Annotated in this window: 25 protein-coding genes, 1 tRNA gene and 1 other annotated feature; of the genes, 10 read left to right on the top strand and 16 right to left on the bottom strand. The window is 42.6% G+C overall.

Features of this window, described 5'->3' with window-relative positions:
• Positions 1-74 precede the first annotated feature (74 nt).
• Positions 75-164: transfer RNA gene (locus DK428_RS11505), tRNA-Ser, on the top strand.
• 289 nt (positions 165-453) lie between these two features.
• Here DK428_RS11505 and DK428_RS11500 read toward each other — a convergent pair.
• Positions 454-852, bottom strand: coding sequence for a DoxX family protein (locus DK428_RS11500; RefSeq protein WP_109059740.1), 399 nt, complete (start codon positions 850-852; stop codon positions 454-456).
• A 106-nt stretch (positions 853-958) separates the two neighbouring features.
• Positions 959-2,749: a protein-disulfide reductase DsbD gene (locus DK428_RS11495; RefSeq protein WP_109064491.1), complete on the bottom strand. Its 1,791-nt coding sequence runs from the start codon at positions 2,747-2,749 to the stop codon at positions 959-961.
• A 156-nt stretch (positions 2,750-2,905) separates the two neighbouring features.
• Between DK428_RS11495 and DK428_RS11490 the strand changes: the two genes are divergently transcribed.
• The 4 genes from DK428_RS11490 to arcA all read left to right on the top strand — a co-directional run bounded on the left by DK428_RS11490 (position 2,906) and on the right by arcA (position 5,060).
• Positions 2,906-3,460 carry an LOG family protein gene (locus DK428_RS11490; protein ID WP_109064404.1) on the top strand — a complete coding sequence of 185 codons (555 nt, stop codon included), beginning with the start codon at positions 2,906-2,908 and terminating at the stop codon, positions 3,458-3,460.
• Positions 3,461-3,671: 211 nt separating this feature from the next.
• On the top strand, positions 3,672-3,938 hold the full coding sequence (locus tag DK428_RS11485; protein ID WP_050694100.1) for a type B 50S ribosomal protein L31: 267 nt from the start codon (positions 3,672-3,674) through the stop codon (positions 3,936-3,938).
• A gap of 10 nt (positions 3,939-3,948) precedes the next feature.
• The gene (ykgO, locus tag DK428_RS11480; RefSeq protein ID WP_005550410.1) at positions 3,949-4,089 is read left to right on the top strand and encodes a type B 50S ribosomal protein L36; all 141 of its coding nucleotides are present in this window, start codon (positions 3,949-3,951) and stop codon (positions 4,087-4,089) included.
• Positions 4,090-4,355: 266 nt separating this feature from the next.
• Positions 4,356-5,060 (top strand): two-component system response regulator ArcA, encoded by a 705-nt coding sequence (gene arcA, locus DK428_RS11475; protein WP_109064405.1) that lies wholly within the window; start codon positions 4,356-4,358, stop codon positions 5,058-5,060.
• A gap of 96 nt (positions 5,061-5,156) precedes the next feature.
• Here arcA and oppF read toward each other — a convergent pair whose 3' ends face one another.
• From oppF to ubiD, 6 genes are all read right to left on the bottom strand, one after another.
• Positions 5,157-6,155, bottom strand: coding sequence for a murein tripeptide/oligopeptide ABC transporter ATP binding protein OppF (gene oppF, locus DK428_RS11470; RefSeq protein ID WP_050694098.1), 999 nt, complete (start codon positions 6,153-6,155; stop codon positions 5,157-5,159).
• Positions 6,152-7,135 (bottom strand): ABC transporter ATP-binding protein, encoded by a 984-nt coding sequence (gene oppD / locus DK428_RS11465; RefSeq protein ID WP_050694097.1) that lies wholly within the window; start codon positions 7,133-7,135, stop codon positions 6,152-6,154. Before oppD ends, oppF begins: the two co-directional genes overlap by 4 nt.
• 9 nt (positions 7,136-7,144) lie before the next feature.
• Positions 7,145-8,083, bottom strand: a complete 939-nt coding sequence (gene oppC, locus DK428_RS11460) for an oligopeptide ABC transporter permease OppC (protein WP_005701183.1) — start codon at positions 8,081-8,083, stop codon at positions 7,145-7,147.
• A 9-nt stretch (positions 8,084-8,092) separates the two neighbouring features.
• Positions 8,093-9,013: an oligopeptide ABC transporter permease OppB gene (gene oppB, locus DK428_RS11455; protein WP_012771691.1), complete on the bottom strand. Its 921-nt coding sequence runs from the start codon at positions 9,011-9,013 to the stop codon at positions 8,093-8,095.
• A gap of 87 nt (positions 9,014-9,100) precedes the next feature.
• Positions 9,101-10,726 carry an ABC transporter substrate-binding protein gene (locus DK428_RS11450; protein WP_109064406.1) on the bottom strand — a complete coding sequence of 542 codons (1,626 nt, stop codon included), beginning with the start codon at positions 10,724-10,726 and terminating at the stop codon, positions 9,101-9,103.
• 157 nt (positions 10,727-10,883) lie between these two features.
• On the bottom strand, positions 10,884-12,350 hold the full coding sequence (gene ubiD / locus DK428_RS11445) for a 4-hydroxy-3-polyprenylbenzoate decarboxylase (protein ID WP_109064407.1): 1,467 nt from the start codon (positions 12,348-12,350) through the stop codon (positions 10,884-10,886).
• A 125-nt stretch (positions 12,351-12,475) separates the two neighbouring features.
• On the opposite strand from ubiD, the gene smpB reads away from it, so the two are divergent.
• The gene (gene smpB, locus DK428_RS11440) at positions 12,476-12,958 is read left to right on the top strand and encodes an SsrA-binding protein SmpB (protein ID WP_005703769.1); all 483 of its coding nucleotides are present in this window, start codon (positions 12,476-12,478) and stop codon (positions 12,956-12,958) included.
• A gap of 71 nt (positions 12,959-13,029) precedes the next feature.
• On the opposite strand, the gene cgtA is transcribed toward smpB, so the two are convergent.
• The 4 genes from cgtA to rplU form a co-directional block, all read right to left on the bottom strand.
• Positions 13,030-14,202, bottom strand: a complete 1,173-nt coding sequence (gene cgtA, locus DK428_RS11435; RefSeq protein WP_109064408.1) for an Obg family GTPase CgtA — start codon at positions 14,200-14,202, stop codon at positions 13,030-13,032.
• A 36-nt stretch (positions 14,203-14,238) separates the two neighbouring features.
• On the bottom strand, positions 14,239-15,156 hold the full coding sequence (locus tag DK428_RS11430; RefSeq protein WP_109064409.1) for a DMT family transporter: 918 nt from the start codon (positions 15,154-15,156) through the stop codon (positions 14,239-14,241).
• A 63-nt stretch (positions 15,157-15,219) separates the two neighbouring features.
• Positions 15,220-15,477, bottom strand: coding sequence for a 50S ribosomal protein L27 (gene rpmA, locus DK428_RS11425; RefSeq protein ID WP_005701175.1), 258 nt, complete (start codon positions 15,475-15,477; stop codon positions 15,220-15,222).
• A 20-nt stretch (positions 15,478-15,497) separates the two neighbouring features.
• Positions 15,498-15,809 (bottom strand): 50S ribosomal protein L21, encoded by a 312-nt coding sequence (gene rplU, locus DK428_RS11420; RefSeq protein WP_109064410.1) that lies wholly within the window; start codon positions 15,807-15,809, stop codon positions 15,498-15,500.
• A 257-nt stretch (positions 15,810-16,066) separates the two neighbouring features.
• Between rplU and ispB the strand changes: the two genes are divergently transcribed.
• From ispB to DK428_RS11405, 3 genes are read left to right on the top strand one after another with little or no spacing between them, the layout of a single operon-like run.
• On the top strand, positions 16,067-17,038 hold the full coding sequence (gene ispB / locus DK428_RS11415) for an octaprenyl diphosphate synthase (RefSeq protein WP_162616591.1): 972 nt from the start codon (positions 16,067-16,069) through the stop codon (positions 17,036-17,038).
• Positions 17,038-17,376: a hypothetical protein gene (locus DK428_RS11410; protein WP_239493789.1), complete on the top strand. Its 339-nt coding sequence runs from the start codon at positions 17,038-17,040 to the stop codon at positions 17,374-17,376. The genes ispB and DK428_RS11410 overlap by 1 nt, the downstream gene beginning before the upstream one ends.
• Positions 17,377-17,378: 2 nt before the next feature.
• Entirely contained in the window at positions 17,379-18,107 is a 729-nt protein-coding gene (locus DK428_RS11405) for an epoxyqueuosine reductase QueH (protein ID WP_109064412.1), read from the top strand.
• Between the two features lie 28 nt (positions 18,108-18,135).
• Here the strand turns inward: DK428_RS11405 and DK428_RS11400 are convergent, their stop codons facing one another.
• Positions 18,136-19,311, bottom strand: coding sequence for an FAD-dependent monooxygenase (locus DK428_RS11400; RefSeq protein ID WP_109064413.1), 1,176 nt, complete (start codon positions 19,309-19,311; stop codon positions 18,136-18,138).
• A gap of 155 nt (positions 19,312-19,466) precedes the next feature.
• Between DK428_RS11400 and miaB the strand changes: the two genes are divergently transcribed.
• Positions 19,467-20,891, top strand: coding sequence for a tRNA (N6-isopentenyl adenosine(37)-C2)-methylthiotransferase MiaB (miaB, locus tag DK428_RS11395; protein WP_109064414.1), 1,425 nt, complete (start codon positions 19,467-19,469; stop codon positions 20,889-20,891).
• 56 nt (positions 20,892-20,947) lie between these two features.
• Here the strand turns inward: miaB and priC are convergent, their stop codons facing one another.
• The 3 genes from priC to rnt all read right to left on the bottom strand — a co-directional run bounded on the left by priC (position 20,948) and on the right by rnt (position 23,946).
• Positions 20,948-21,514: a primosomal replication protein PriC gene (gene priC / locus DK428_RS11390; protein WP_109064415.1), complete on the bottom strand. Its 567-nt coding sequence runs from the start codon at positions 21,512-21,514 to the stop codon at positions 20,948-20,950.
• A gap of 72 nt (positions 21,515-21,586) precedes the next feature.
• The gene (locus DK428_RS11385) at positions 21,587-22,939 is read right to left on the bottom strand and encodes a Na+/H+ antiporter family protein (RefSeq protein WP_109064416.1); all 1,353 of its coding nucleotides are present in this window, start codon (positions 22,937-22,939) and stop codon (positions 21,587-21,589) included.
• A 102-nt stretch (positions 22,940-23,041) separates the two neighbouring features.
• Positions 23,042-23,168 (bottom strand) — a sequence feature (His leader region).
• Between the two features lie 124 nt (positions 23,169-23,292).
• Positions 23,293-23,946, bottom strand: coding sequence for a ribonuclease T (gene rnt, locus DK428_RS11380; RefSeq protein ID WP_109064417.1), 654 nt, complete (start codon positions 23,944-23,946; stop codon positions 23,293-23,295).
• Positions 23,947-24,026: the final 80 nt, after the last annotated feature.

Here is a 24,026-nt window from a genome sequence, read left to right as displayed (position 1 = left end):
TTAAATAATTTCTTTTATTTAACTGCTTGACTTAGGTGGGTAAAGTCCGTATTATTCACCTCGCTCAAAACCACGGAGGAATGGTCGAGCGGTTGAAGGCACCGGTCTTGAAAACCGGCGAGGGTTTGCGCCCTCCCTGGGTTCGAATCCCAGTTCCTCCGCCATATTTCAAAAAAAGCGCTAAGTTTATAACTTAGCGCTTTTTGTTTTCCGTTATCTGTGGTTTTTGTGTACTAAAATGATGATTAATTAAATTTGTAGTATGAATTTTTAATGTTACTGATTTGCTGAAATTACCACAGACTTATCAGAATGGAGAGCTTATTCCATAAGCCGATTAAGTTAAAAAAACATCTGAATAATCCACCGCACTTTGTGTCGATTTCTTTTTTATAAATACAAAAAAGGATTAGGTGCTAAACCTAATCCTTTATTTTTTTATCATGTCTTAAATTATTTCTTTGCTATTTTGTTATCTAATGCAAATGCTCCGGCTCCTGCAAAAACAAAGTATAAGAAGATAAAACAGTATAAAATTGCCGGCTCACCGCCATTCATAAGTGGGAAGAAAAAGCCTTTAGGGGCATGGAACATAAAGTAGGCTACAGCCATTTGACCACTTAATAAGAAGGCGGATACGCGGGTAAATAAACCTAGCGTTAACAAGATGCCGAAGACTAATTCGATCACACCACCAATGCCCATTAAAGAAGTGAGCTCTACGGAACCGTTACCGCCTGTCATCGACATCGGGAATTCCCAGAATTTTGCGGTGGCGTGTAACACGAAGGCGTAACCTGAAACAATGCGTAATAAGCCCAAAAAGTAATTACTGTATTTGTTTAAAAACATAAATTTTCCTTAAATAAAACCATCATGAATGAATTATATGGCGTATACTAATATAAAATTTAAGGAACAAAAATATCAAAAACAGAAAATGATTTTTTACTTTTTGTTAATAATTAGCGCTTTTGGCGGCGTTTAGTGTTGCGACAAATTCATCCGCAGGTAAAAAACCGGTAATACGTTGCGATTGAATTTCTTCTCCTTGTTTATTAAAGAAAATGATGGTAGGCAAGCCGGTCACGGCCAGTGCTTTCATCAAAGTGCGGTTAGATTCGCTGTTATTTGTCATATCAACTCTTAATAATAAAACTTCTTTCAAGGCCGTTTGTACTTGTGGGTCTACAAAGGTTTTATGTTCAAATTCTTTACAGGCAACGCACCAATCCGCATATAAATCTAACATGGCAATTTTATTCGGATGCTGTTTTAGCACAGTTTGTAATTCGTCATAGTTTGAAATTTGTTGAAAAACGAGCGAATTTTTGACCGCACTTTGTGTATTCGCGGTTTGTGAGGTAACGGCATTGTCTTGCCACACCCAGTTTTGTAATGGTTGTGCTAAAGCAATGGCAGCAACAAAGAACAAAATACGGAAGAATAAACCGATGCCGTTTGAGCGCATTTGTGTTGCTAACCAAATAAAGAAACTCACGCCGAGTAATGCCCATAAACGAGGCTCCCAAATGCTTGGAATAATGCGCGAAATCAGGAAAATCGGTAGGGCCAGCATAACAAAGCCAAAGGCTGTTTTCACGTTTTCCATCCAAGCTCCGGATTTCGGTAAGATTCTATTGCCAAATACGGTGATTAATATTAACGGTAGGCCCATGCCTAATGCCAATAAATAAAGGGTTAATGCGCCGATGACGAAATCGCCGGATTGTGCGACATAAAGTAGGGCACCAGATAACGGCGCAGAGGTGCAAGGGGAGGCCACTAAGCCGGCAATCGCTCCCATGGCAAAGACACCGAAAAAAGCGCCGCTTTTCTGTTGTTGGCTAAATTGAGTGAGTTTGGTTTGTAAAGATGATGGCAATTGCAAGGTGAATAAGCCGAACATGGATAGTGCCAACAATACGAAGATGATAGAAAGTCCAATCAAGACATAAGGGCTTTGCAAGGCAATCTGGAACGGTAGGCCGATCAACACGACAATTAATCCGAGCAACGTATAGGTTAAGGCCATGCCTTGCACGTATACAAAACTTAGCGCAAGTGCGCGCCAGTTGCTGGCATCTTCTTTTCTACCGCCAATAACAATAGCGGAAAGCAACGGCAACATCGGTAGCACGCAAGGCGTAAAGGCCAATCCGATACCTAATACAAAAAACCACAACATGGCATATTTACTTTGTGACAGACTATCTGCCAGTTGATTTTGCTGTGATGAAAAAACGTTGGAATTTTCTACCGCACTTTGGGATTCCTGATGGGAAACGGCCGTGTTTTGTTTCATATCGGCAGTTGAGGTGTTGGGTGAGATGTCGCCAATTTTGAATTGTTTGGTTTCCGGCGGATAACAAAAGCCCTGAGTGCACCCTTGATAAGTCACTTCAAGCAGGTCCTGCGGTTGTGCGTTTTTCAGCGGTAAACTCAGGTTAAGTTCATGTTTAAAGATACTGACTAAACCAAAGTAAGGATCTTTATAGTGTTCTGCTTGCGAGAGAAATTTAGGCGTGCTTTCAACAGGTTTACCATTCACGGCAAACTCAAGTTTATCTTGATATAAATAGTAATTTTCTACCATTTGCCAATGCATTGAGAGTTCATTATCAGCTCTTTGCACTTGAAGTTGGAAGGCTTGATCCACGGGCAAGAATTTAGGCTTATTATTAAATAAATCTGCTTGTGCGGCCAAGGCGGTAAAGAAACAAACCAGTAAAATAAATAGTCTTTTCATCATAAAATTGTGTGTAATCCTAAATAAAAATGGCACACATTCTAGCATTAGAGCAAGAATTTTGCTGTAAAATATCATTTTTAAAATTTATCACTATGATTTATAAAATGTATTGTTGAATCGGCATTAAAGACATAAGTAGGACATAAAGATGATATTACCGTTTATTGCGGCGCAAGTTTAGGCAATCAGCCTGAATATCAACAGGCCGCTGTAGCCTTAGGACAATGGATTGTACAAAAACAACATACCTTAATTTATGGTGGTGGCAGAGTCGGATTGATGGGGGTATTAGCTGATACGGTATTAGCCAACGGCGGAAAGGTTATCGGTATTATTCCTGCCTTTCTGCAAGCGCGGGAGTTGACACACTCAGACTGTACCGAGTTGATTGTGGTGGACTCTATGGCAGAACGAAAAGGTTGCATGCTCAAATTAACCGATGCCTGTATTGCTTTGCCCGGCGGGCCCGGCACATTAGAAGAAATCACTGAGGTTTATTCTTGGACAAGACTTGGTAAAAACCCACATCCTTGCATTTTATTCAACACCAACGGATTTTATGAACCGTTAAGAGCAATGTATCAACGTATGGTCGAGACAAATTTTCTGACCGAAACCTATTTCAAAAAATTGCTATTCAGTGATAACTTCACGGAAATTGAACGCTTTATCGCCGAATATCAGCCACCAGAAATCCGGACTTACTAAAGTGCGGTCAAAAATTTTCTCATTTTTCCATTATGAATTAAGTTATCTCAAATCTATTGTTAATGGTTTATTTTTTTGCGTGATTTTTCATCTAAAGATATGTGGGTTAGGGTTCTTATTTTTTAATTAAAAATAAGTTTGCGTGAAAAAATGTTTTGGTGTAGGATAACGCGCATTGTTATTTTTCACTAAGAAATAAGGTTGCAAGCAAATGAAAAAAGGTATTCACCCTGAAAATTATCGAACAGTGCTTTTTTATGATTCCAACGCCAAGCAAGGCTTTTTGATTCGTTCTTGTGCCCGAACTACCAATACCATGAAATGGGAAGATGGCAACGAGTATCCGGTGTTTATGTGCGATACATCTTCTGCGTCACATCCATTTTATACCGGTAAAACAAGACAAATTGCCAGCGAAGGTCGTGCGAGCGAATTTGCGTCTCGTTACGGAAAATTCGGTTCGTTAAAATCAAAATAAGGAAGCGAAAATGCAAGTGTTATCTTCATTAAAAAGCGCAAAAACGCGTCATCCAGGTTGTAAAGTCGTGCGTCGCCATGGCGTGGTGTATGTGATTTGTAAAGAAAATCCTCGTTTTAAAGCCCGCCAAGGCGGAAAAAAGAAACGTTAAAATAATATTATTGTTTTGTGTGTAAATTTTGAGCGATTGCTCAATTTATCCTCCGACGGTACTCAGATCATCGGAGGATTTTTTATTTTGTCAAAAGCGGTTTAAACCCGGTTAATTTTATGACCTAGATCATAAAACTCAACGCTAATACCCATAATGTTGTATTTTTTTATTGTTACAATAATGTTGCAACTATAAAATGGAACTTATTAAAAATCTAACAGCCCTATAATAAAGGAATAACTAAGAAAATTAAGGATTTGCCAATGCAAACACCACAAATTTTAATTGTTGAAGACGAAACTATCACCAGAAACACGTTAAAAAGCATTTTTGAAGCGGAAGGATATGATGTATTTGAAGCTTCCGATGGTTCTCAAATGCACCAAATTTTGGATACGGAAATTATTCATTTGGTGATCATGGATATTAATCTACCGGGAAAAAACGGTTTAATGTTAGCCCGTGAACTGCGTGAAAATGCCGACATTGCGTTAATGTTCCTCACCGGTCGTGATAACGAAGTCGATAAAATCCTCGGATTGGAAATCGGTGCCGATGATTACATCACCAAGCCATTTAACCCTCGTGAATTAACTATCCGTGCACGCAACTTGCTACAACGCACCATGCAGGAAAATCAACGCACGCATCATGTAGAACAATATAAATTTAACGGTTGGACGCTAGATTTAAATAGTCGTGCATTGATTACCCCGGAAGGTGAAGAACGCAAGCTGCCGCGCAGTGAATTTCGTGCTATGTTACATTTCTGTGAAAATCCGGGCAAAATTCAAAGCCGTGAAGAGTTATTGAAGAAAATGACCGGTCGTGAACTGAAACCGCAAGATCGTACTGTGGATGTGACAATTCGTCGTATTCGTAAACATTTTGAAGATCATCATGATACGCCGGAAATTATTGCGACTATTCACGGCGAAGGTTATCGTTTCTGTGGTGATTTGGAATAAATAAAAAAAAAATCAGCGTTTTGGCGCTGATTTTTTTATCTCTTGAAGCTTAAAGTGCGGTCAAAATTTACTTTAAAAATCGACCGCACTTTAGTTTTATGTCACTTTCAAACAGGCTACAAAATGGCTGTTATTCTCGCTATTAAATGCCGGTTTCTGTTGGGCACAACACTCATCGGCAAGCACGCAACGGGTACGAAACACACAGCCTGATGGCGGATTAATCGGTGAAGGCAACTCGCCTTCCAGTAGCTGGATGGACTTATTGCGTTCTAATTTAGGATCGGGAATCGGTACGGCGGACATGAGGGCTTTGGTATAAGGATGTTTAGTATCTTTATACACTTCCTCATCGGTGCCAAGCTCTACAGCGTTGCCGAGATACATCACCAATACGCGGTCGGAAATGTGTTTTACGATCGCCAAATCGTGGGCAATAAAAATCAACGACAAGCCCATTTCTTTTTGTAATGATTTTAATAAATTCACTACCTGTGCCTGAATTGACACATCCAGTGCAGATACCGGTTCATCACAAATAATCATTTTCGGTTCAATGATTAAAGCACGAGCAATGCCGATACGTTGACATTGTCCTCCGGAAAACTCGTGCGGATAGCGGTTAATCAAGTTTGGCAATAAACCGACTTTTAACATCATTGCCTGCACTTTTTCTTTGACTTGCGCTGCCGTTAAATGCGGTTGATAAATTTTTAGCGGCTCGGCGATAATCTCACCGATATTCATGCGTGGATTTAGTGAAGCCAAGGGATCTTGGAAAATCATCTGAATATCTTTACGGGTGTGTCGCCACTGTTTTTGCGATTGCTTCCGTAAATCTTTACCAAGCCACACAATTTCGCCCTCTGAGGCTTCTACTAAGCCGATAATGGCGCGCGCAAGGGTTGATTTGCCACAGCCTGATTCGCCCACTACGCCAAGTGTTTCTCCCTCATAAAGTTTAAAAGACACGTCTTTCACTGCTTTTAGGGTTTGCGGTTTGGCAAAAAAGAAGGATTTATCGTTCTTAATTTTGAAGTTCACGCCGAGATTGTTTACTTCTAACAGTAATTTTTTTTCTAATTTATCGCTCATAGTGATAATTCCTCCGGCGTGAACCAGCAATTACGCAAATGTCCATTGGAAAGTGCGGTGAGTTTTGGCGGTGTTTTTTTGCATTGCTCGGATGCAAATTGACAACGAGGTGAGAACGGACAACCTTGTGGCAAATGTAATAAATTCGGTGGATTGCCGGGAATGGTCACCAAATGTTCTTCATCAACATCGAGGCGCGGAATGGCGTCCATTAAGCCGATAGAATACGGATGGGTCGGGTGATAGAAAATTTGTTCCGCGTTGCCGTATTCCATCGTACGTCCGGCATACATCACCAAAACATGATCACAAATGCCGGCGACTACGCCGAGATCGTGAGTAATCATAATAATCGCCGTATTAAATTCATGTTTCAGTTCATTTAATAAGGTCATGATCTGCGCTTGCACGGTGACGTCCAAGGCGGTGGTCGGTTCATCGGCGATTAATAATTTAGGACGACATAACAAGGCCATGGCAATCATCACCCGTTGGCGCATGCCACCGGAAAACTCGTGCGGATACATACCCATGCGCTTTTTCGCTTCGGGCATTTTTACCGCATCGAGCATTTTTACCGATTCATTAAAGGCGGTTTGTTTGTCATAACCTTTGTGCAACATTAACACTTCCATGAGCTGTTCGCCGATTTTCATGTAAGGATTTAACGATGTCATCGGATCTTGGAAAATCATAGAAATTTTTTCCGCACGGATTTTATTCAGTTTGGATGTCGGTAAATTGACTAATTGAATACCGTCAAACAAGGCTGAACCGGAAACAATTCCATTTGCTGCTAACAAGCCCATTAAGGCGAATGCCGTTTGAGATTTCCCCGAACCGGATTCTCCTACGATACCTAGCGTGTGGCCTGCGTCTAGGGTAAAGTTTAGATCGTTTACTGCCGTGACAATGCCGTCCGGTGTTTTAAAACTGACATGCAAATTTTGCACATCCAATAAGTGCGTTGAGTTTGTCATGAACAGCTCCTATCGGTCTTTCGGGTCAAGAGCATCGCGTAGCCCGTCGCCGATAAAGTTAAAACAAAATAATGTTAAACATAAAAAGAATGCCGGAAAAATTAGCAACCAAGGTGAGACCTCCATTTGTGCCGCACCGTCGCTTAATAAAGCGCCCCAACTACTCATCGGTTCTTGCGTGCCTAGACCTAAGAAACTTAGGAACGATTCAAACAGAATAAATCCGGGCACTTCCAGTGAAGCATATACCGCCACCAGTCCCAATACATTCGGAATAATATGTTTGAAGATAATTTGCCGACGTGGCACACCGCAAACGATCGCGGCTTCCACGAATTCTTTATTTTTTAGACTGAGGGTTTGCCCGCGCACAATACGTGCAAGACCAAGCCAGGCAATAGCGCCGATAGCGACGAAAATCAGGAGAATATTTTGTCCGAATAAGGTCACTAATAAGATAACGAAAAACATGAACGGGAATGAACTTAAAATTTCCAGAAAACGCATCATTACCATATCGATTTTGCCACCGAAATAGCCGGAAATGGCGCCGTAAATTGTACCGATACACACGGAAATCAATGCGCCGGCAATACCCACCATTAACGAAATACGGCCGCCAATAGCGGTGCGTACCAATAAATCACGACCTGAAGCGTCTGTGCCAAAGAAATGGTATCCTTCCAACGTTGGGGCGGTGCTCATCATATTCCAATCCGTATCTTCGTAAGTAAAAGGGAAGAATAACGGTGCGAACGAAATAAATAACAAGATGAGAAATAAAATCACCAAACTGGCAACCGCCGCTTTATTGCGGAAAAAACGGCGTTTAGCATCTTGCCATAAGCTACGACCTTCCAGTTGCATATCTTCCATACGATCGGCAACCTGTTCCATAAAATCCGCATTTTTTTGATTGATCGGTTTACTACGTTTAATTGTTGTCATACTGCATCCTTAGTAACGAATTTTCGGATCAATCACCGCATATAGAATATCGACGATAGCGTTAAATAAAATGGTTAATGTACCGACTAAAATGGTTAGGCTTAGCACCAAAGAATAGTCACGGTTTAATGCGCCATTGACGAATAATTGGCCCATGCCGGGCAAACCGAATACACTTTCAATGACCATAGAACCGGTAATGATGCCGACAAACGCGGGGCCTAAATAGGTAATAACCGGCAACAGAGCAGGGCGTAATGCGTGTTTTAAAATAATGCGGGCGGTAGATAGCCCTTTGGCTTTAGCTGTGCGGATAAAATTAGAATGAAGTACTTCAATCATAGAACCGCGCATAATCCGTGCAATGCCTGCTACATAGCCAATCGTTAGCGAGGCTACGGGCAAAATCATATACAGGGCGGCGCCACCGTTCCATCCGCCCGCAGGCAACCAGCCTAGGGTTATGGCGAATAGCAAGACCAATAACGGAGCAAACACAAAACTCGGCATGACTACGCCGATCATGGAAAAGCTCATGAGAATGTAATCCCATCGACTATTTTGGTTTAGTGCGGCCAAGCTGCCGGCGAATATGCCGATAAGCACGGCAAAAGCAAAGGCGGTCATCCCTAATTTAAACGAAACAGGAAAAGCAGAGGCGATCAAATCATTCACTGATTGATCTTTATATTTAAAAGACGGACCAAAATCTCCTTGAGCCAGATTTTTTAAATACAGGATGTATTGTTTATGTAAGGGTTCATTCAGGTGATATTTGGCTTCTATATTGGCCATAACTTCAGGCGGATAAGCGCGTTCCGAGGTAAACGGACTACCCGGCGCCAATCGCATTAGAAAGAACGAAAAGGTGATTAAAATAAACAGGGTTGGCAAGGCTTCCAACACCCGTTTAAGGATAAACTTGAACATAATTGCCCCAACAGACCTAAAACAGGGAAAAAGAGCGGTCGAAATTTTTAGCGTTTTTCGAGCCGCTCTAAAAAGGCTAACACAAGGTTAGTGTTTAATAATATAAAGGTTACGTAATAAGATGTGATCTTGCGGATCTTTGCCGGAATAACCTTTTACATAAGATTTTACTAAACGCGGATTGACATAGTTAAAAATCGGCACGATAGCAAAATCATTCGCTAAAATTTCTTCTGCTTTGGCATAGGCCTCAGCACGTCCTTTTGCATCTGCGGCAAGGTAAGATGCCGCGATAGCTTTATCGTACTCCGGATTTTTGTATTTTGCCGTGTTATTGCTGGAGTTAGACAAGAAATAGTTACCGAACGTGGTCGCTTGGTTATAGTCCGCATTCCAACCTGCGCGGGCTACATCGTAGCGTTGTCCGCGGCGGTTATCAATATAGGTTTTCCATTCTTGGTTTTCCAGTTTTACGTCCACCAAGCCTTTGGTGTTGGCTTTCCACATGGAGGCTGTCGCAATTGCGACTTTTTTGTGATTTTCGTTGGTGTTGTAAAGGATAGTGAATTTCAACGGGTTGGCTTTGCTAAAACCGGCTTCTTCCAACAATTTGATGGCTTCTTCATTTCGTTGTGCCATTGGTTCTTTAGAATAGGCAGGTTGTTGAATCAATTCACCTTCCGCAATATAGGTTGGGGTAAACACATAGGTTGGTGTTTGACCTTGGGCAAGCACTTTGTCGGTGATAACATTACGATCCAATGCCAAGTTCAAGGCTTTTCTGACCCGAACATCATTAAATGGCGCTTTAGTGTGATTGATTTCATAAGAATAAGTGGCCAAGGTTCTGGTGATAAACACTTCCTCCGGCAATTCTTTTTTCAATTTGGCAAACTGTTCAGGTGGCAGTGCGTAACTTGTAATATCCAAATCACCGGCGCGGTAACGCGCTACGTCTGTGCTTGCGTTTTCAATCGCTAAAAATGTTGCTGAATTAATCACGGTTTCTTTATCGTTCCAATAAAGCGGGTTACGTTCAAATTCAATTTTTTCATTAATTACATGATTTTTTAATTTATACGCGCCATTGCCTACGATATTGCCTTTTTTTACCCAAGCGTCACCAAATTTTTCTACGACTTTTTGTGGCAATGGTAGTAAAGATTGGTGAGTGGTTAATCCGACAGCATAAGGTACAGGATTGTCGGTGTGCACTACAAAGGTGTAGTCATCTTTGGCTTCAACGCCGAGTTCTTCAGGTTTTTTCTTGCCGTCAATAATGTCTTGGGCATTTTGTACTTGTAAATAATCCAAAAAACTAGCATAAGGTGAGGCGGTTGCAGGGGTGACTAAACGACGCCATGAGAATACAAAATCATTAGCGGTAACAGGATCGCCATTTGACCATTTGGCATCTTTACGTAAATGGAACGTCCAGGTTTTATAGTCCGGCGTATTTTCCCAGCGTTCAGCCACGCCGGGGATTAAGTTTCCGTCGGAATCCATGCTGATCAACCCTTCAAATAATTGATAAGCAACAGCAGATTCCGGCACACCTTCGGTTTTATGAGGGTCAAAACTTTGTGGTTCGGAGCCGTTATTAATCACAATATTTTGTGTTTCGGCCAACTGTGTTCCTTCAGGTACTTTGACGGCATAAACGCTACCGGATAATGCAATGGCGAGAGCCGTGAGAAGTAGTTTATGTTGCATCTGAATCTCCTTGTTATTAACAATTAATTGTTGTTTGTTTCTAGAAAAATTGTTTATCGTAAAAAAATAAGTTTGTAAAGATTAATTAATAAAAAACATCTCTTTATTCATTTTTTATTAAAAAAATTAAGTCGAAATCACGAAAAATGAAATAAGCTTAAAGAATACCCAAACTCTGCCAAATATCATCAATACGTTTTACTATCTCAGGATCTTTTTTGATCGGCGTTCCCCATTCCCGCGTAGTTTCACCTGTCCACTTGTTGGTGGCATCAATGCCCATTTTGGAACCGAGCCCTGCAATTGGGGAAGCAAAATCCAAATAATCAATTGGTGTATGTTCAATCATTGTGGTGTCGCGGCCAGGATCACAACGAGTCGTCATCGCCCAAATTACATCTTTCCAATCGCGGATATTAATGTCGTCATCACATACGATGACAAATTTGGTGTACATAAACTGTCGTAAAAATGACCAAACTCCCATCATCACCCGCTTGGCATGGCCGGCATATTGTTTTTTCATGGAAACCACTGCGAGGCGGTAAGAACAGCCTTCCGGCGGTAAATAGAAATCGACGATTTCAGGAAATTGCTTTTGTAGAATCGGGATAAACACTTCATTTAACGCTTCGCCCAGTACAGCCGGTTCATCAGGCGGGCGACCTGTGTATGTCGAATGATAAATCGGCTTATGGCGCATAGTGATATGGGTGACGGTGAATACAGGGAAATATTCCTGTTCGTTGTAGTAGCCCGTGTGATCGCCATAAGGGCCTTCAAGTGCGGTCTCTTTTGGATCAATATAACCCTCCAAGACGATTTCCGCACCGGCAGGCACTTCTAATTCGTTGCTGATTGATTTCACCACTTCTGTTTTCGTGCCACGCAATAAGCCTGCGAAGGCATACTCCGATAAACTGTCCGGCACCGGTGTTACTGCCGCTAAAATGGTTGCGGGATCTGCCCCCAATGCCACGGAAACCGGAAATGGCTCATTCGGATGAGCTTGCTGCCATTCCTGAAAATCTAATGCACCGCCACGATGGGAAAGCCAACGCATAATCAATTTATTTTTGCCAATTAACTGTTGACGGTAAATGCCTAAATTTTGGCGTTTTTTATTTGGCCCTTTCGTGATGGTTAGCCCCCAGGTGATTAACGGCGCAACATCGTCTTTCCAACATTGCATAATCGGTAATTGATATAAATCCACTTCATCGCCGCTTAACACAATTTGCTGGCAATCCGCCTTGCTCAGAACCTTGGTTGGCATATTCAACACTTGTTTATATTGTGGCAATGTTTGCCATAATTCTTTAAATCCTTTTGGCGGTTCGGGTTCCTTTAAAAACGCCAATAATTTTCCGACTTCACGTAACGCAGATACCTCTTCTTGCCCCATACCTAACGCGACCCGTTTCGGGGTGCCGAATAAATTGCACAGCACCGGAATATCAAAGCCTTTCGGATTCTCAAACAGCAGGGCAGGGCCACCGGCGCGTAAAGTGCGGTCGGAAATTTCAGTCATTTCTAAATAAGGGTCGATTTCTTGGGAAATGCGTTTAAGCTCGCCTTTGCTTTCCAAAAGAGCGAGAAAATCGCGTAAATCTTTATATTTCATTTTGTTAGCCTGAATTTATAGGAGGGTAAGCATTTCGGTTATGTTATAGTAATCTGATGCGTTTTGCTATCTTTGAGCGGATTCGGTAGAATGAGCGCCAATTTATTTTAAATATCAAACAGATTATGACGAAGAAAAAAGCAAAAGTGGCGTCTAACACCATCGCATTGAATAAACGTGCCCGCCATGACTATTTTATTGAAGACGAAATCGAAGCCGGCCTTGAATTGCAAGGTTGGGAAGTGAAATCCATGCGTGCGGGTAAGGCCAATATTAGTGACAGTTATGTTATTTTCAAAAACGGGGAGGCTTTCCTCTTTGGCGCTACAGTACAGCCATTGAGTGTTGCCTCTACGCATGTGGTCTGTGATCCGACCCGTACCCGTAAACTGTTATTAAAACAGCGCGAATTGGATTCTTTATTCGGCAAAGCAAACCGTGACGGGTTCACATTGGTTGCCCTTTCGCTTTATTGGAAAGGCGCATGGGCAAAAGTGAAAATCGGTTTGGCGAAAGGGAAAAAACAACATGATAAACGCGACGATATTAAAGAACGGGAATGGAAAGTGGCGAAAGATCGTATTATGAAAAACGCGGCGCGTGGATAGGCTTAAAGCTAAAAAAGTGCGGTCAAAATTCTCTGTGAATTTCGACCGCACTTTTTTGTTTCTAGGGAAGGTTAAGGCTTATAAATAATTTCTACGCCTTCCTCATCTTCTTCTGACCAGTCATCCCAATCATCGTCTTCATCATCAAAATCGGCATTTTCCAATTGCTCCTGATGATATTCTTCCCATTTGAATTTCACTTCTTCGTTTTCAACCGGAACCGCTTCGGTCTCACGTGGGTTGGCTTCCAAGAAGTCCATAATATCACGGCAAAGCTGCGGCACGTTTTTGCCTGTGGCGGCAGAAATTAAATAATAATTCTCCGTCCAGCCAAGGCGTTCGGCGATAGCTTCGGCACGTTCATGGGATTCTTCATCGCTCATTGTGTCGATTTTATTAAGCACTAACCAGCGTGGCTTCTCTGCCAAGGATTCGCTGTATTGAAACAATTCCGACTCGATAATCGCCACATTATCTGCTGGATCGGATTCATCGATAGGGTGAATATCCACCAAGTGAATTAATACGCGGCAACGTTCTAGATGTTTTAGGAAGCGAATGCCTAGTCCCGCACCTTCGGAGGCGCCTTCAATTAAGCCCGGAATATCGGCTACCACGAAACTGCGATTGTCATCCACTTTCACTACGCCTAAACTTGGCACCAAAGTGGTGAACGGGTAATCCGCGACTTTTGGTTTGGCGGCAGAAACGACACGGATAAACGTAGATTTACCGGCGTTGGGTAAGCCTAACATACCCACATCGGCAAGTAACATAAGCTCTAACAATAAATCGCGTTTTTCTCCTTCCGTGCCCATGGTTTTCTGGCGTGGAGCACGGTTGACGGAGGATTTAAAGCGGGTGTTGCCGAGCCCGTGATAACCGCCTTTGGCCACTAATAATTTCATGCCGTTTTGGGTTAAATCACCAATGACTTCTTGGGTGTCGTTATCAATAGCGCGGGTGCCTACCGGCACGCGTAATGTGATGTCTTTGCCACGGTGTCCGGTGCAATTAGCGCTGCGTCCGTTTTCCCCGCGTTCGGCGGCATAACGTTTTTCAAAACGGTAGTCAATTAACGTATTTAAGTTTTCATCAGCAATTAAATAAACATCGCCGCCATCACCACCATCTCCACCGTCCGGTCCGCCCTTAGGGATATATTTTTCACGACGGAAACTGGCACAACCATTACCCCCGTCACCTGCTTCGACGCGAATCAAAGCTTCATCAATAAATTTCATTAAACTTCTCCAAAATACTGAAAATTATCACCGCACTTATTGGCGGGCAGGGAATAACTTGTGCCCGATGGCGGATAAAATTGCTCCGCATACTACAATAAACGCACCGATATAGCTAATAGTATTTAGTTCCGGTGCGGTAAAATCTGTCGGGTCGATGTAGTGAGCGATATGAGCAAATAAAATGGTAAATAACGGCACTAAGGTGATAACCACGCTCACTTTCGACACATCCCATCGGTTTAGGGCTTCCGCATAGGCGCCATAGCCGAAAAGCGTGTTGAGGCAACAATAAATAAAGCAACCTAGGGCAAATGGGGTTAGATTTTCCACTTTGGAAAATTCAGCAAAAGGCGTGAATACAAGGGCGCAACCCAAATAGATCATTAACAGGATTTGCTGCGAGCTAAATTTACGTAGCATTAATTTTTGTGCCATGCCATAGGCTACCCAAACTAAAGAGGCGCTAATACTGATCAGAACGCCGGTAGAATAGGCGTTTAACCCGGTAAAAATATCTAACCGATCGTTGAAAAATAATCCTAAACCGATAAGCAATAAAACTAAGCCGATTTTTTGATGCATGCCGAGCTTTTCTTTAAAAACGAATATGCCACAAATCAACATTCCGAAAGAAGATACGTGAATAAAAATTTGCGCAACGGAAGGCTCGATGTAATTAAGCGAGCTGTTGAATAAGAAAAAGTTACCGGCTAAGCCAATAACGCCGACGACAACCAACCAACCGTAATACCCGAGCTTGGCTATTTGCGGCAGTTTGTTTTTATATCCGAGCAAAATAAATAAGACGAGGCTGGCGGTGACGAAGCGATACCACACAATGGTTTGCACGCTCATACTGGAAAGCACTTGTTTCAACGCAACAGGTAAAGACCCCCATGCCATGGCGGTGATTAATGCAAAGAGAAAACCCAAGACAGGCTGTTGTTTCATTAAAATTACCTATAAAAAAACCCTGCTTTTGCAGGGCTTTTTATTTTTATTCTGTGAGTAAAATTATTCAGTTACGATACTTACGTATTTACGATTTTTTTCGCCTTTCACTTCAAATTTTACTTTACCATCGGCAGTTGCGAATAAGGTGTGGTCACGTCCCATTCCAACGTTGTTGCCTGCGTGGAATTTAGTACCACGTTGACGAACGATGATGCTGCCTGCTAATACAGATTCACCACCGAAACGTTTTACACCAAGACGTTTAGCTTCAGAATCACGACCGTTACGAGTTGAACCACCAGCTTTTTTAGTTGCCATCTACTTGATCTCCTCTGAAATTATGCTTGAATCCCAGTGATTTTCACTTCTGTGAACCACTGACGATGACCTTGTTGCTTACGGCTGTGTTTGCGACGACGGAACTTAACGATTTTAACTTTATCGCCACGACCTTGTGTAACTACTTCAGCCACTACTTTCGCGCCGGCAACGACCGGTGCGCCGATTTTAACATCTTCACCATTAACGACCATCAACACTGAATCGAATTCAACTGTTGCGCCAGTTGCAAGTTCAAGTTTCTCTAAACGAACTACTTGACCTTCGCTTACTCGGTGTTGTTTACCGCCACTTTGGAAAACTGCGTACATAAATACTCCGCTATAATTGTGCTCTAATGTTGTTTCATTTCGCACATGAAATTCATATAAATAGGGCGCAAATTCTACGGAAAAATTTACCCCATGGCAAGGGTTTATTTGAAAGAAAATAAAAAATTTCGGAATTTCGGCGGATTGATTTCAGAAAGCCTAAAAAATCAGGTAAAATCGACCGCACTTTATGTTCCCGGTTTAACCTAACCAGTCTCAGTTAGTCAAAATTAGATGAAATGAATACAACAAATTTAATGGATATGAATGCAATCCAGGCGCTAAGCCACACGGATATGCAAAAAGTGAACGAATCAATTTTAGCCCAACTCAACTCAGACGTTGTTTTAATTAACCAATTAGGCTTTTATATCGTGCAAGGCGGTGGTAAGCGCATTCGTCCGTTAATTGCCGTGTTGGCGGCAAGAGCCTTGGGTTTTGAAGGACCGCAGGCGATTACCTGTGCAACCTTTGTGGAATTTATTCACACCGCGTCCTTACTGCATGATGATGTCGTAGATGAGTCCGATATGCGACGCGGACGTGCTACGGCGAACGCGGAATTTGGTAATGCGGCTAGTGTGTTGGTGGGGGATTTTATTTATACCCGCGCCTTCCAATTGGTTGCTCAGTTGGAATCCTTAAAAATTTTGCGCATTATGGCGGATGCCACCAATGTGTTGGCAGAAGGCGAAGTGCAACAGCTAATGAACGTTAATGATCCGCAAACCAGTGAAGAGAATTATATGCGGGTGATTTACAGCAAAACCGCCCGTTTATTTGAAGTGGCGGCCCAGGCAGCGGCAATTATTGCCGGCGGCAGTGAGGCGCAGGAACAGGCGTTGCAAAGTTATGGCCGTTATCTCGGCACGGCATTCCAGTTAGTGGATGATGTGTTGGATTACAGCGCCAATGCCAAGGCCTTAGGGAAAAATGTGGGCGATGATTTAGCCGAAGGCAAACCGACCCTTCCTTTATTACATGCGATGCACCACGGTAATGCAGAACAAGCCGCGTTAATTCGCGAAGCCATCGAACAAGGTGGGAAACGTGAGGCCATTGATGAGGTGTTAGCTATTATGGCAGAACATAAATCCCTTGATTACGCGATGGATCGCGCTAAACAAGAAGCACAAAAAGCCGTTGATGCGATTCAGATTCTGCCGGAAAGCGAGTATAAACAAGCGTTGATTTCCTTAGCGTATTTATCCGTGGATAGAGCATATTAATGAAAAAGCGACTCCTAACATGTTTGTTGTGCTTTTTTAACCAGTCAGTTTTATCAGCCGATTTTTCCTGCGTAGAACCAAATGGCGCATCTAAAATGGTGACGTTTTTCAACCAAATTGATAAGCATCACATGGAAAGCGGTTTGCTACCGCCCAACGAAAAACTCGTTCGAACCGATAATTCACAGATGTGGGAATATACAAATAAGGCGAATACAAAGGCTGTACTTGAAGTAAAGTCTGCCGATACGCCAAAGTTTTTTGTGTTTTCACTTTATAATCCAAAAGGTTCAACAATATTTGTTTATAAATGTATCGAAATTCTTCAAGCTAAATAGTCATGACAGAACAACAATCTCAAAGTGCGGTCAGTTTTCAACATAAAACGCGCAAACAAAAACTGCGCAAAGATCCGAACGCACCTTTTATTCGTGAAAAACTGGAATTGCCCGAAGGGCACAATAAACTGCTTTTGCATTCCTGTTGCGCGCCTTGCTCGGGTGAGGTGATGGAAGCCATTTTGGCGTCCGGTATTGAATTTACGATTTATTTCTACAACCCGAATATCCATCCGTTAAAAGAATATTTGATCCGCAAGGAAGAAAATATTCGTTTTGCACAGAAATTTGGTATTCCGTTTATTGATGCCGACTATGATCGTCAAGAATGGTTTGATCGTGCTAAAGGCATGGAATGGGAGCCGGAGCGCGGCATTCGTTGTACCATGTGTTTTGATATGCGTTTTGAAAAAGCGGCTGAATACGCACATGAGCACGGTTTCCCGGTGTTCACCAGTTGCCTTGGCATTTCCCGCTGGAAAGACATGGAGCAAATTAACGGTTGCGGTCATCGTGCGGCAGAAAAATATGACGATGTGATCTATTGGGATTATAACTGGCGTAAAGAAGGTGGCTCACAACGGATGATTGAAATCAGTAAACGTGAGCGTTTTTATCAGCAAGAATATTGCGGTTGCGTTTATTCTTTGCGTGATAGTAATAAATGGCGCGAACAAACCGGTCGTCAAAAAATTGAAATCGGTAAACTTTATTATTCGCCGAATCAATAAGTTATTCAATGTATTCATCAACGGCAGATTATAAGCCCAAGGCGTAACGCAATGCCTGTTTTTTCAATATCGGGGTTTTATCTGCCGCTACCAACGCCAAATTACGTAACACCTTCAATGGCAAAATATCTTCCTTAAAGGCCTTATAAAACAGATCCATACCTGATTGCATCAGTAAATTATCAGCCTTGCGTTTTTGTTGGTAACGCGCCAGTACCTTATCATCGGCGATATTTTCCTGTTGCGCTAGTGCCGAATGAATCACCTCAATCAAGGCTTTCACATCTTTAAAACCTAAATTTACACCTTGCCCCGCCAGCGGATTAATCGTGTGTGCCGCATCGCCTACTAGCACAATACCTTGGTTAAAGTAACGTTGTGCATGGCGGCGGGTGAGCTCAAAACTGTTGGCGTTTTGTACCGTTATCTTGCCCAAGCGGGACGGAAATGTCAGCGCAATTTGTTCTGCCAGTTTTTCTTTGCTCATTTGTTTTAATGCACGAATGCGTTGTGGTGCGTCATACCACACCAAGCAGGCTTCATTGCCTAATAATGGCAAAAAGGCCTTCGGACCGGAAGGCATAAAGTGTTGCCAAGTAATATCCTGCTCGCCCAGTTCCGTTTCCACCAAAATCAGCATACAGCTTTGACGATATTGCCAACCCGTTAAACCAATACCGGCGATGTCGCGTAACTGTGAATTGGCACCATCGGCAGCGATAACTAACGGAGCCTCGTAGCATTCACCGTTCGTTAAAAAACACTGCCAATGTTGACCGCACTTTTGTACGGATTGAATGGCAATATTGGTGCATGTTTGGAGATTCGGATAGACGTCAAAAGCTTGCCATAACCCAAGCTGAATCAGATTGTTTTCGATCATAAACCCCAGTTCGGGCAGATTAAGATCCCGGCTCTCGAAACGGGTGGAAAAGCCTTCGATTTCCCAGGTTTCTAAAGTGCGGTAGGGATTAAGACGCATTTTTTCGATGTGTTGCCACGCATTCAGTTGTTGTAATAATTTCACGGAGGTGGCACTGATGGCGGAAATGCGTAAATTATAAGGGGAATCGGGCGAAAATTGTGGTAGAGGAGCACGTTCAATCACTTGAGTTTGTAAGCCTAATTGTGCCAATCCTAAGGCGCATGCTGCACCGATCATGCCACCACCGAAGACAATAACATCTTTTTGAATATTTGCCATTTTTCCCGTTTCTCCTCCTGTTTCAAACGGGCTTTATTCTACCTCCAATAGGTAAAATTCTAAAGAAAATCTGCTTTTTGGCTAGTCAGTAAAAGCGCAAAACTGTAGAATAGCCAGTCAATTTTTATGATTAATTAGAGTGAATTTCAACCCATATGACGCAAAAATTACATATTAAAACCTGGGGCTGCCAGATGAATGAATACGATTCATCCAAAATGGCGGATTTGTTGCATAGCACGCATGGACTAGAATTAACGGATGTGCCGGAAGAAGCGGATGTATTGTTATTAAACACTTGTTCCATTCGTGAAAAAGCGCAGGAAAAAGTATTTCATCAGTTAGGCCGTTGGAAAGAATTAAAGAAAAGCAATCCTAAATTATTAATCGGTGTAGGTGGTTGCGTAGCATCGCAAGAAGGCGAGCATATCCGCACCCGCGCACCTTATGTGGACATTGTTTTTGGGCCGCAAACGTTGCATCGCCTGCCGGAAATGATTAACCAAATCCGTGGCGGCAAAAGCTCCGTCGTGGACATTAGTTTCCCGGAAATCGAAAAATTTGACCGTCTGCCGGAACCGCGTGCGGAAGGTCCGACAGCGTTCGTTTCTATTATGGAAGGTTGTAATAAATATTGTACTTACTGCGTAGTGCCTTATACGCGCGGTGAGGAAGTGAGCCGTCCGGTGGATGATATTCTGTTTGAAATTGCGCAGTTAGCAGAGCAGGGTGTACGTGAAGTGAATTTACTTGGTCAGAACGTGAACGCTTATCGCGGACCAACATTTGACGGTGAAATCTGCACTTTTGCGGAGTTATTGCGTTTAGTGGCAGCCATTGACGGCATTGACCGTTTGCGTTTTACCACCAGCCATCCGATTGAATTCACTGACGACATTATCGATGTATATCGTGACACGCCGGAATTGGTGAGTTTCTTACATTTGCCGGTGCAATCCGGTTCTGACCGAATTTTAACGATGATGAAACGCGGTCATACGGCGATTGAATACAAATCCATTATTCGCAAACTGAAAGCGGTGCGTCCACATATTCAAATCAGCTCAGACTTTATTGTCGGTTTCCCGGGTGAAACGAAAGAGGATTTCGAGCAAACCATGAATTTAATCGCACAAGTGAATTTTGACATGAGTTTCAGCTTCATTTATTCCGCGCGTCCCGGTACGCCGGCGGCGGATTACCCTGATGATGTGACCGAAGACGAGAAAAAACAGCGTTTATATTTGTTGCAGCAACGCATTAACAACCAAGCGGCACAATTCAGTCGTGCGATGTTAGGCAGCGAGCAACGCGTGTTGGTCGAAGGCCCGTCCAAAAAAGACATTATGGAATTGACCGGACGTACGGAGAATAACCGTATCGTCAACTTCCAAGGTTCGCCGGATATGATCGGTAAATTTGTGGACATTAAAATCACGGACGTGTTCACTAACTCCCTCCGCGGTGAGGTAGTGCGCACGGAAGATGAAATGGGCTTGCGTGTATTGCAATCGCCACAAGCAGTGATTAACCGTACCCGTAAAGAAGATGAGCTTGGCGTAGGGCGCTACGTTGGCTAATTAGAACGCATCAAAATAAAAAACCTCGCAATGTATTGCGAGGTTTTTTATTGCGGTTATTTCTGTTTTTCCAGGAAAACTAAATATTCTTCCAACATTTCAATGGCTTCTAAACAACGGGCGCGGCGTTGTTCCAGCTGTTCCAATTTTTGTCGATTCAACGGCAATCCTTCTCTTTGCGTTTTGCTTAAATCATCTTGTTCACACTGAATTTTCTCATTAAAAGAGGCTAAATATTCATAGTATTTCGCCAAGCGTTCTCGTGGTGGTAGGGTGTGAACGGGATGATGGCGTTTATCCGCCGGTTTGCTTTCTTCTTGCGCTTTAATGGGAAAGAGTTGCGCATTTTGCTGTTGACGGGTTAACGCATCCGAAAGTGCGGTACATTGTGCCGATAGTTTTTGCGTGTAGAACTGCAAGGCTTCAAGATTCTCACCTTTAATCTGCTCAATCTGAGAGAATGTTTGTTCAATCTGCTCAAAATAAAACGCTGTTTTTCGCCAGTTTTCCGTGAATAAATTTTCTGAAAATTTGGCGTAAACCGTTTCTTCTTTCTGCGTGTCATAACGCGCGAAGAAATGCTGAAGGCTTTGTTTTAAACGTTGGATAGAAATGTTGTTCATTATTGTTCATAGGGTATAGAAAATAAAAGTGCGGTGAAAAATTTACGTGTTTTTTCAACCGCACTTTTAGACTTACAAATACATGGCGGCAATCCAACCGAAGACTAACAACGGAATGTTGTAGTGAATAAAGGTCGGCACAACGGAATCCCAAATGTGGTCGTGTTTACCATCCATATTCAAACCGGATGTCGGCCCTAATGTGGAGTCAGATGCCGGCGAACCTGCATCACCCAAGGCTGCCGCAACACCGACAATAGACACGGTAGCAAGCGGGGAGAAGCCGAAAGATAAACAAAGCGGCACATAAATGGAAGTAATAATCGGCACGGTAGAGAAGGAAGAACCGATCCCCATAGTGATAAGTAAACCGACGAGCAACATCAGGAACGCGGCGACACCTTTGCTTTGAATGATACCGGTGCTTAATACATCGACCAATTCTTTTACACCGCTCGTAGTATTAATCACATTGGCAAAGCCGGAAGCGGCGATCATCACGAAACCGATCATGGCCATTAAACGTAAGCCTTGTTGGAAAATATCGTTGCTTTCTTTGAGTTTGAAAATGCCAAAGGCGGCAAAGATGATCAAACCTACCAAGCCTCCGATAATGGTGGAACTGGTCACTAATTGCACGGTGAAGGTGGCAACAATAGCGATTAAACTGGCCGTGATTTGTTTTGGTGTAATATTGGCGACCTGTTGTTTGATCTCCTCACTTGTCGGTTCGGCTGTTAGCACCACATATTCTCGCGGTTTGCGATAGGTGATAAAGATGGCGGTGAGTAATCCTAAAATCATGCCGATAACCGGAATAGTCATTGCCAACGAAACTTCCCCTACACTGGTTTGCAATCCTAACGCTCCGCCTACGGTATTAATATTTTTCACCAAAATGCTCTCAATAAAGATTTTCCCGAACCCTACAGGCAATAGCATATAAGTGGCGGTTAAACCGAATGTGAGGACACAAGCCACAGCACGACGGTCAATTTTCAGTTTATTGAAGATGGCAAGCATCGGCGGAATAACGATAGGAATAAAGGCAATGTGCACCGGCAATAGGTTTTGTGAGGAAATGGCGAACAGCGTTAAGATACCGAGCATGGCATATTTGAACATGGCGAGGCTATTTGCAGTCGGCACTTTATTCATGCGGGTGATGATTTTGTAAGCGATTAAATCCGTAATACCCGATTTGGAAATCGCAATGGCAAAAGCACCGAGCATTGCGTAGTTCATGGCGACTTCGGCACCGCCACCAAGTCCGCCCGTAAAGGCTTCGATGGTTTTGGTTAAACCTAAATTTCCGACTAAACCGGCGGTTAAGGCTGACATAACCAGTGCAATGATCACGTTAATGCGTAACAAGCTCAGTGCCAGCAAAACGATGATCGAAATAACGACGGGGTTGGTTAACATGTGTTTATCCTTATAAGTTAAGTTATTGATAATTTACTCGAAATACAAAATTTGTCTAATAAAATTGCCATTTTATTTTGTGGGGATTAATTTGATGTAAAAAAAGAAACCCCCTCGAAAGCAGACTTCCGAGGGGGCGATATGCAATGATTTATTCGTACCTGCTCGGAAGTTATCTTCCAAGCACACCAAATACCTGAAAGATCATTCAGTTACATGGTGGTGATGGTGACGAATAAAGTTCATTTTAAATCTCCTGTGTGAATTGCCTTTTAAACTACTGGAAAATGTTTTTGGTCGCAAGTGTTTTTTCAAAAAAATTAGCAAAGTGCGGTCAATATTTGTGGTGTTTTTTAATCTTCCGCCACGATATGTGGAAATCCACCCAGTGTTTTTAAGTGATTCACCATATAACAAAATAATTCTGCAGTACGTTCCGTGTCGTAAAGGGCAGAGTGTGCTTGTGAACCATCAAAAGGGATTTTGGCCGCTTGGCAGGCTTTAACTAACACCGTTTGACCAAACATAAAACCGCTTAGGGTTGCCGTATCAAAGGTGGAAAAAGGGTGAAATGGGTTGCGTTTGGCGTTGGTACGTTGGGCTGCTGCCATAATAAAGCCCTGATCAAAGGCTGCATTATGCGCCACAATAATCGAGCGTTGGCACTCGGCGTCTTTCTGTGCGCGGCGTACCATTTTAAACATTTCGCTGATGGCAATGTTTTCACTGATGGCACCGCGCAGCGGGTTGTCAATGTCAATGCCGTTAAATTTAATGGATTCAGGATCGATATTTGCGCCTTCAAAAGGTTGAATGTGGAAATGGCATTTTTGATCCGGTACCAAATGACCATTGTCATCCATTTTTACCGTAATTGCTGCCACTTCTAACAATGCATCGGTTTTAGCATTCAAGCCTGCGGTTTCCACATCAATAATTACCGGTAAATAGCCACGGAAACGATGTTTTAAGAGATTATAGTTTATGGTTTCTTGTGTTTCAGACATACATTTTCCTAAAAATAAAACGTGGATTATCGTTCATAATCCACGTTAAAAAACGTTGCTTTTTTTAACCGCACTTTACA

The organism is Aggregatibacter kilianii, assembly GCF_003130255.1.
Taxonomy (GTDB): Bacteria; Pseudomonadota; Gammaproteobacteria; order Enterobacterales; family Pasteurellaceae; genus Aggregatibacter; species Aggregatibacter kilianii.
This window is presented reverse-complemented; position numbering and strand designations above follow the sequence as displayed.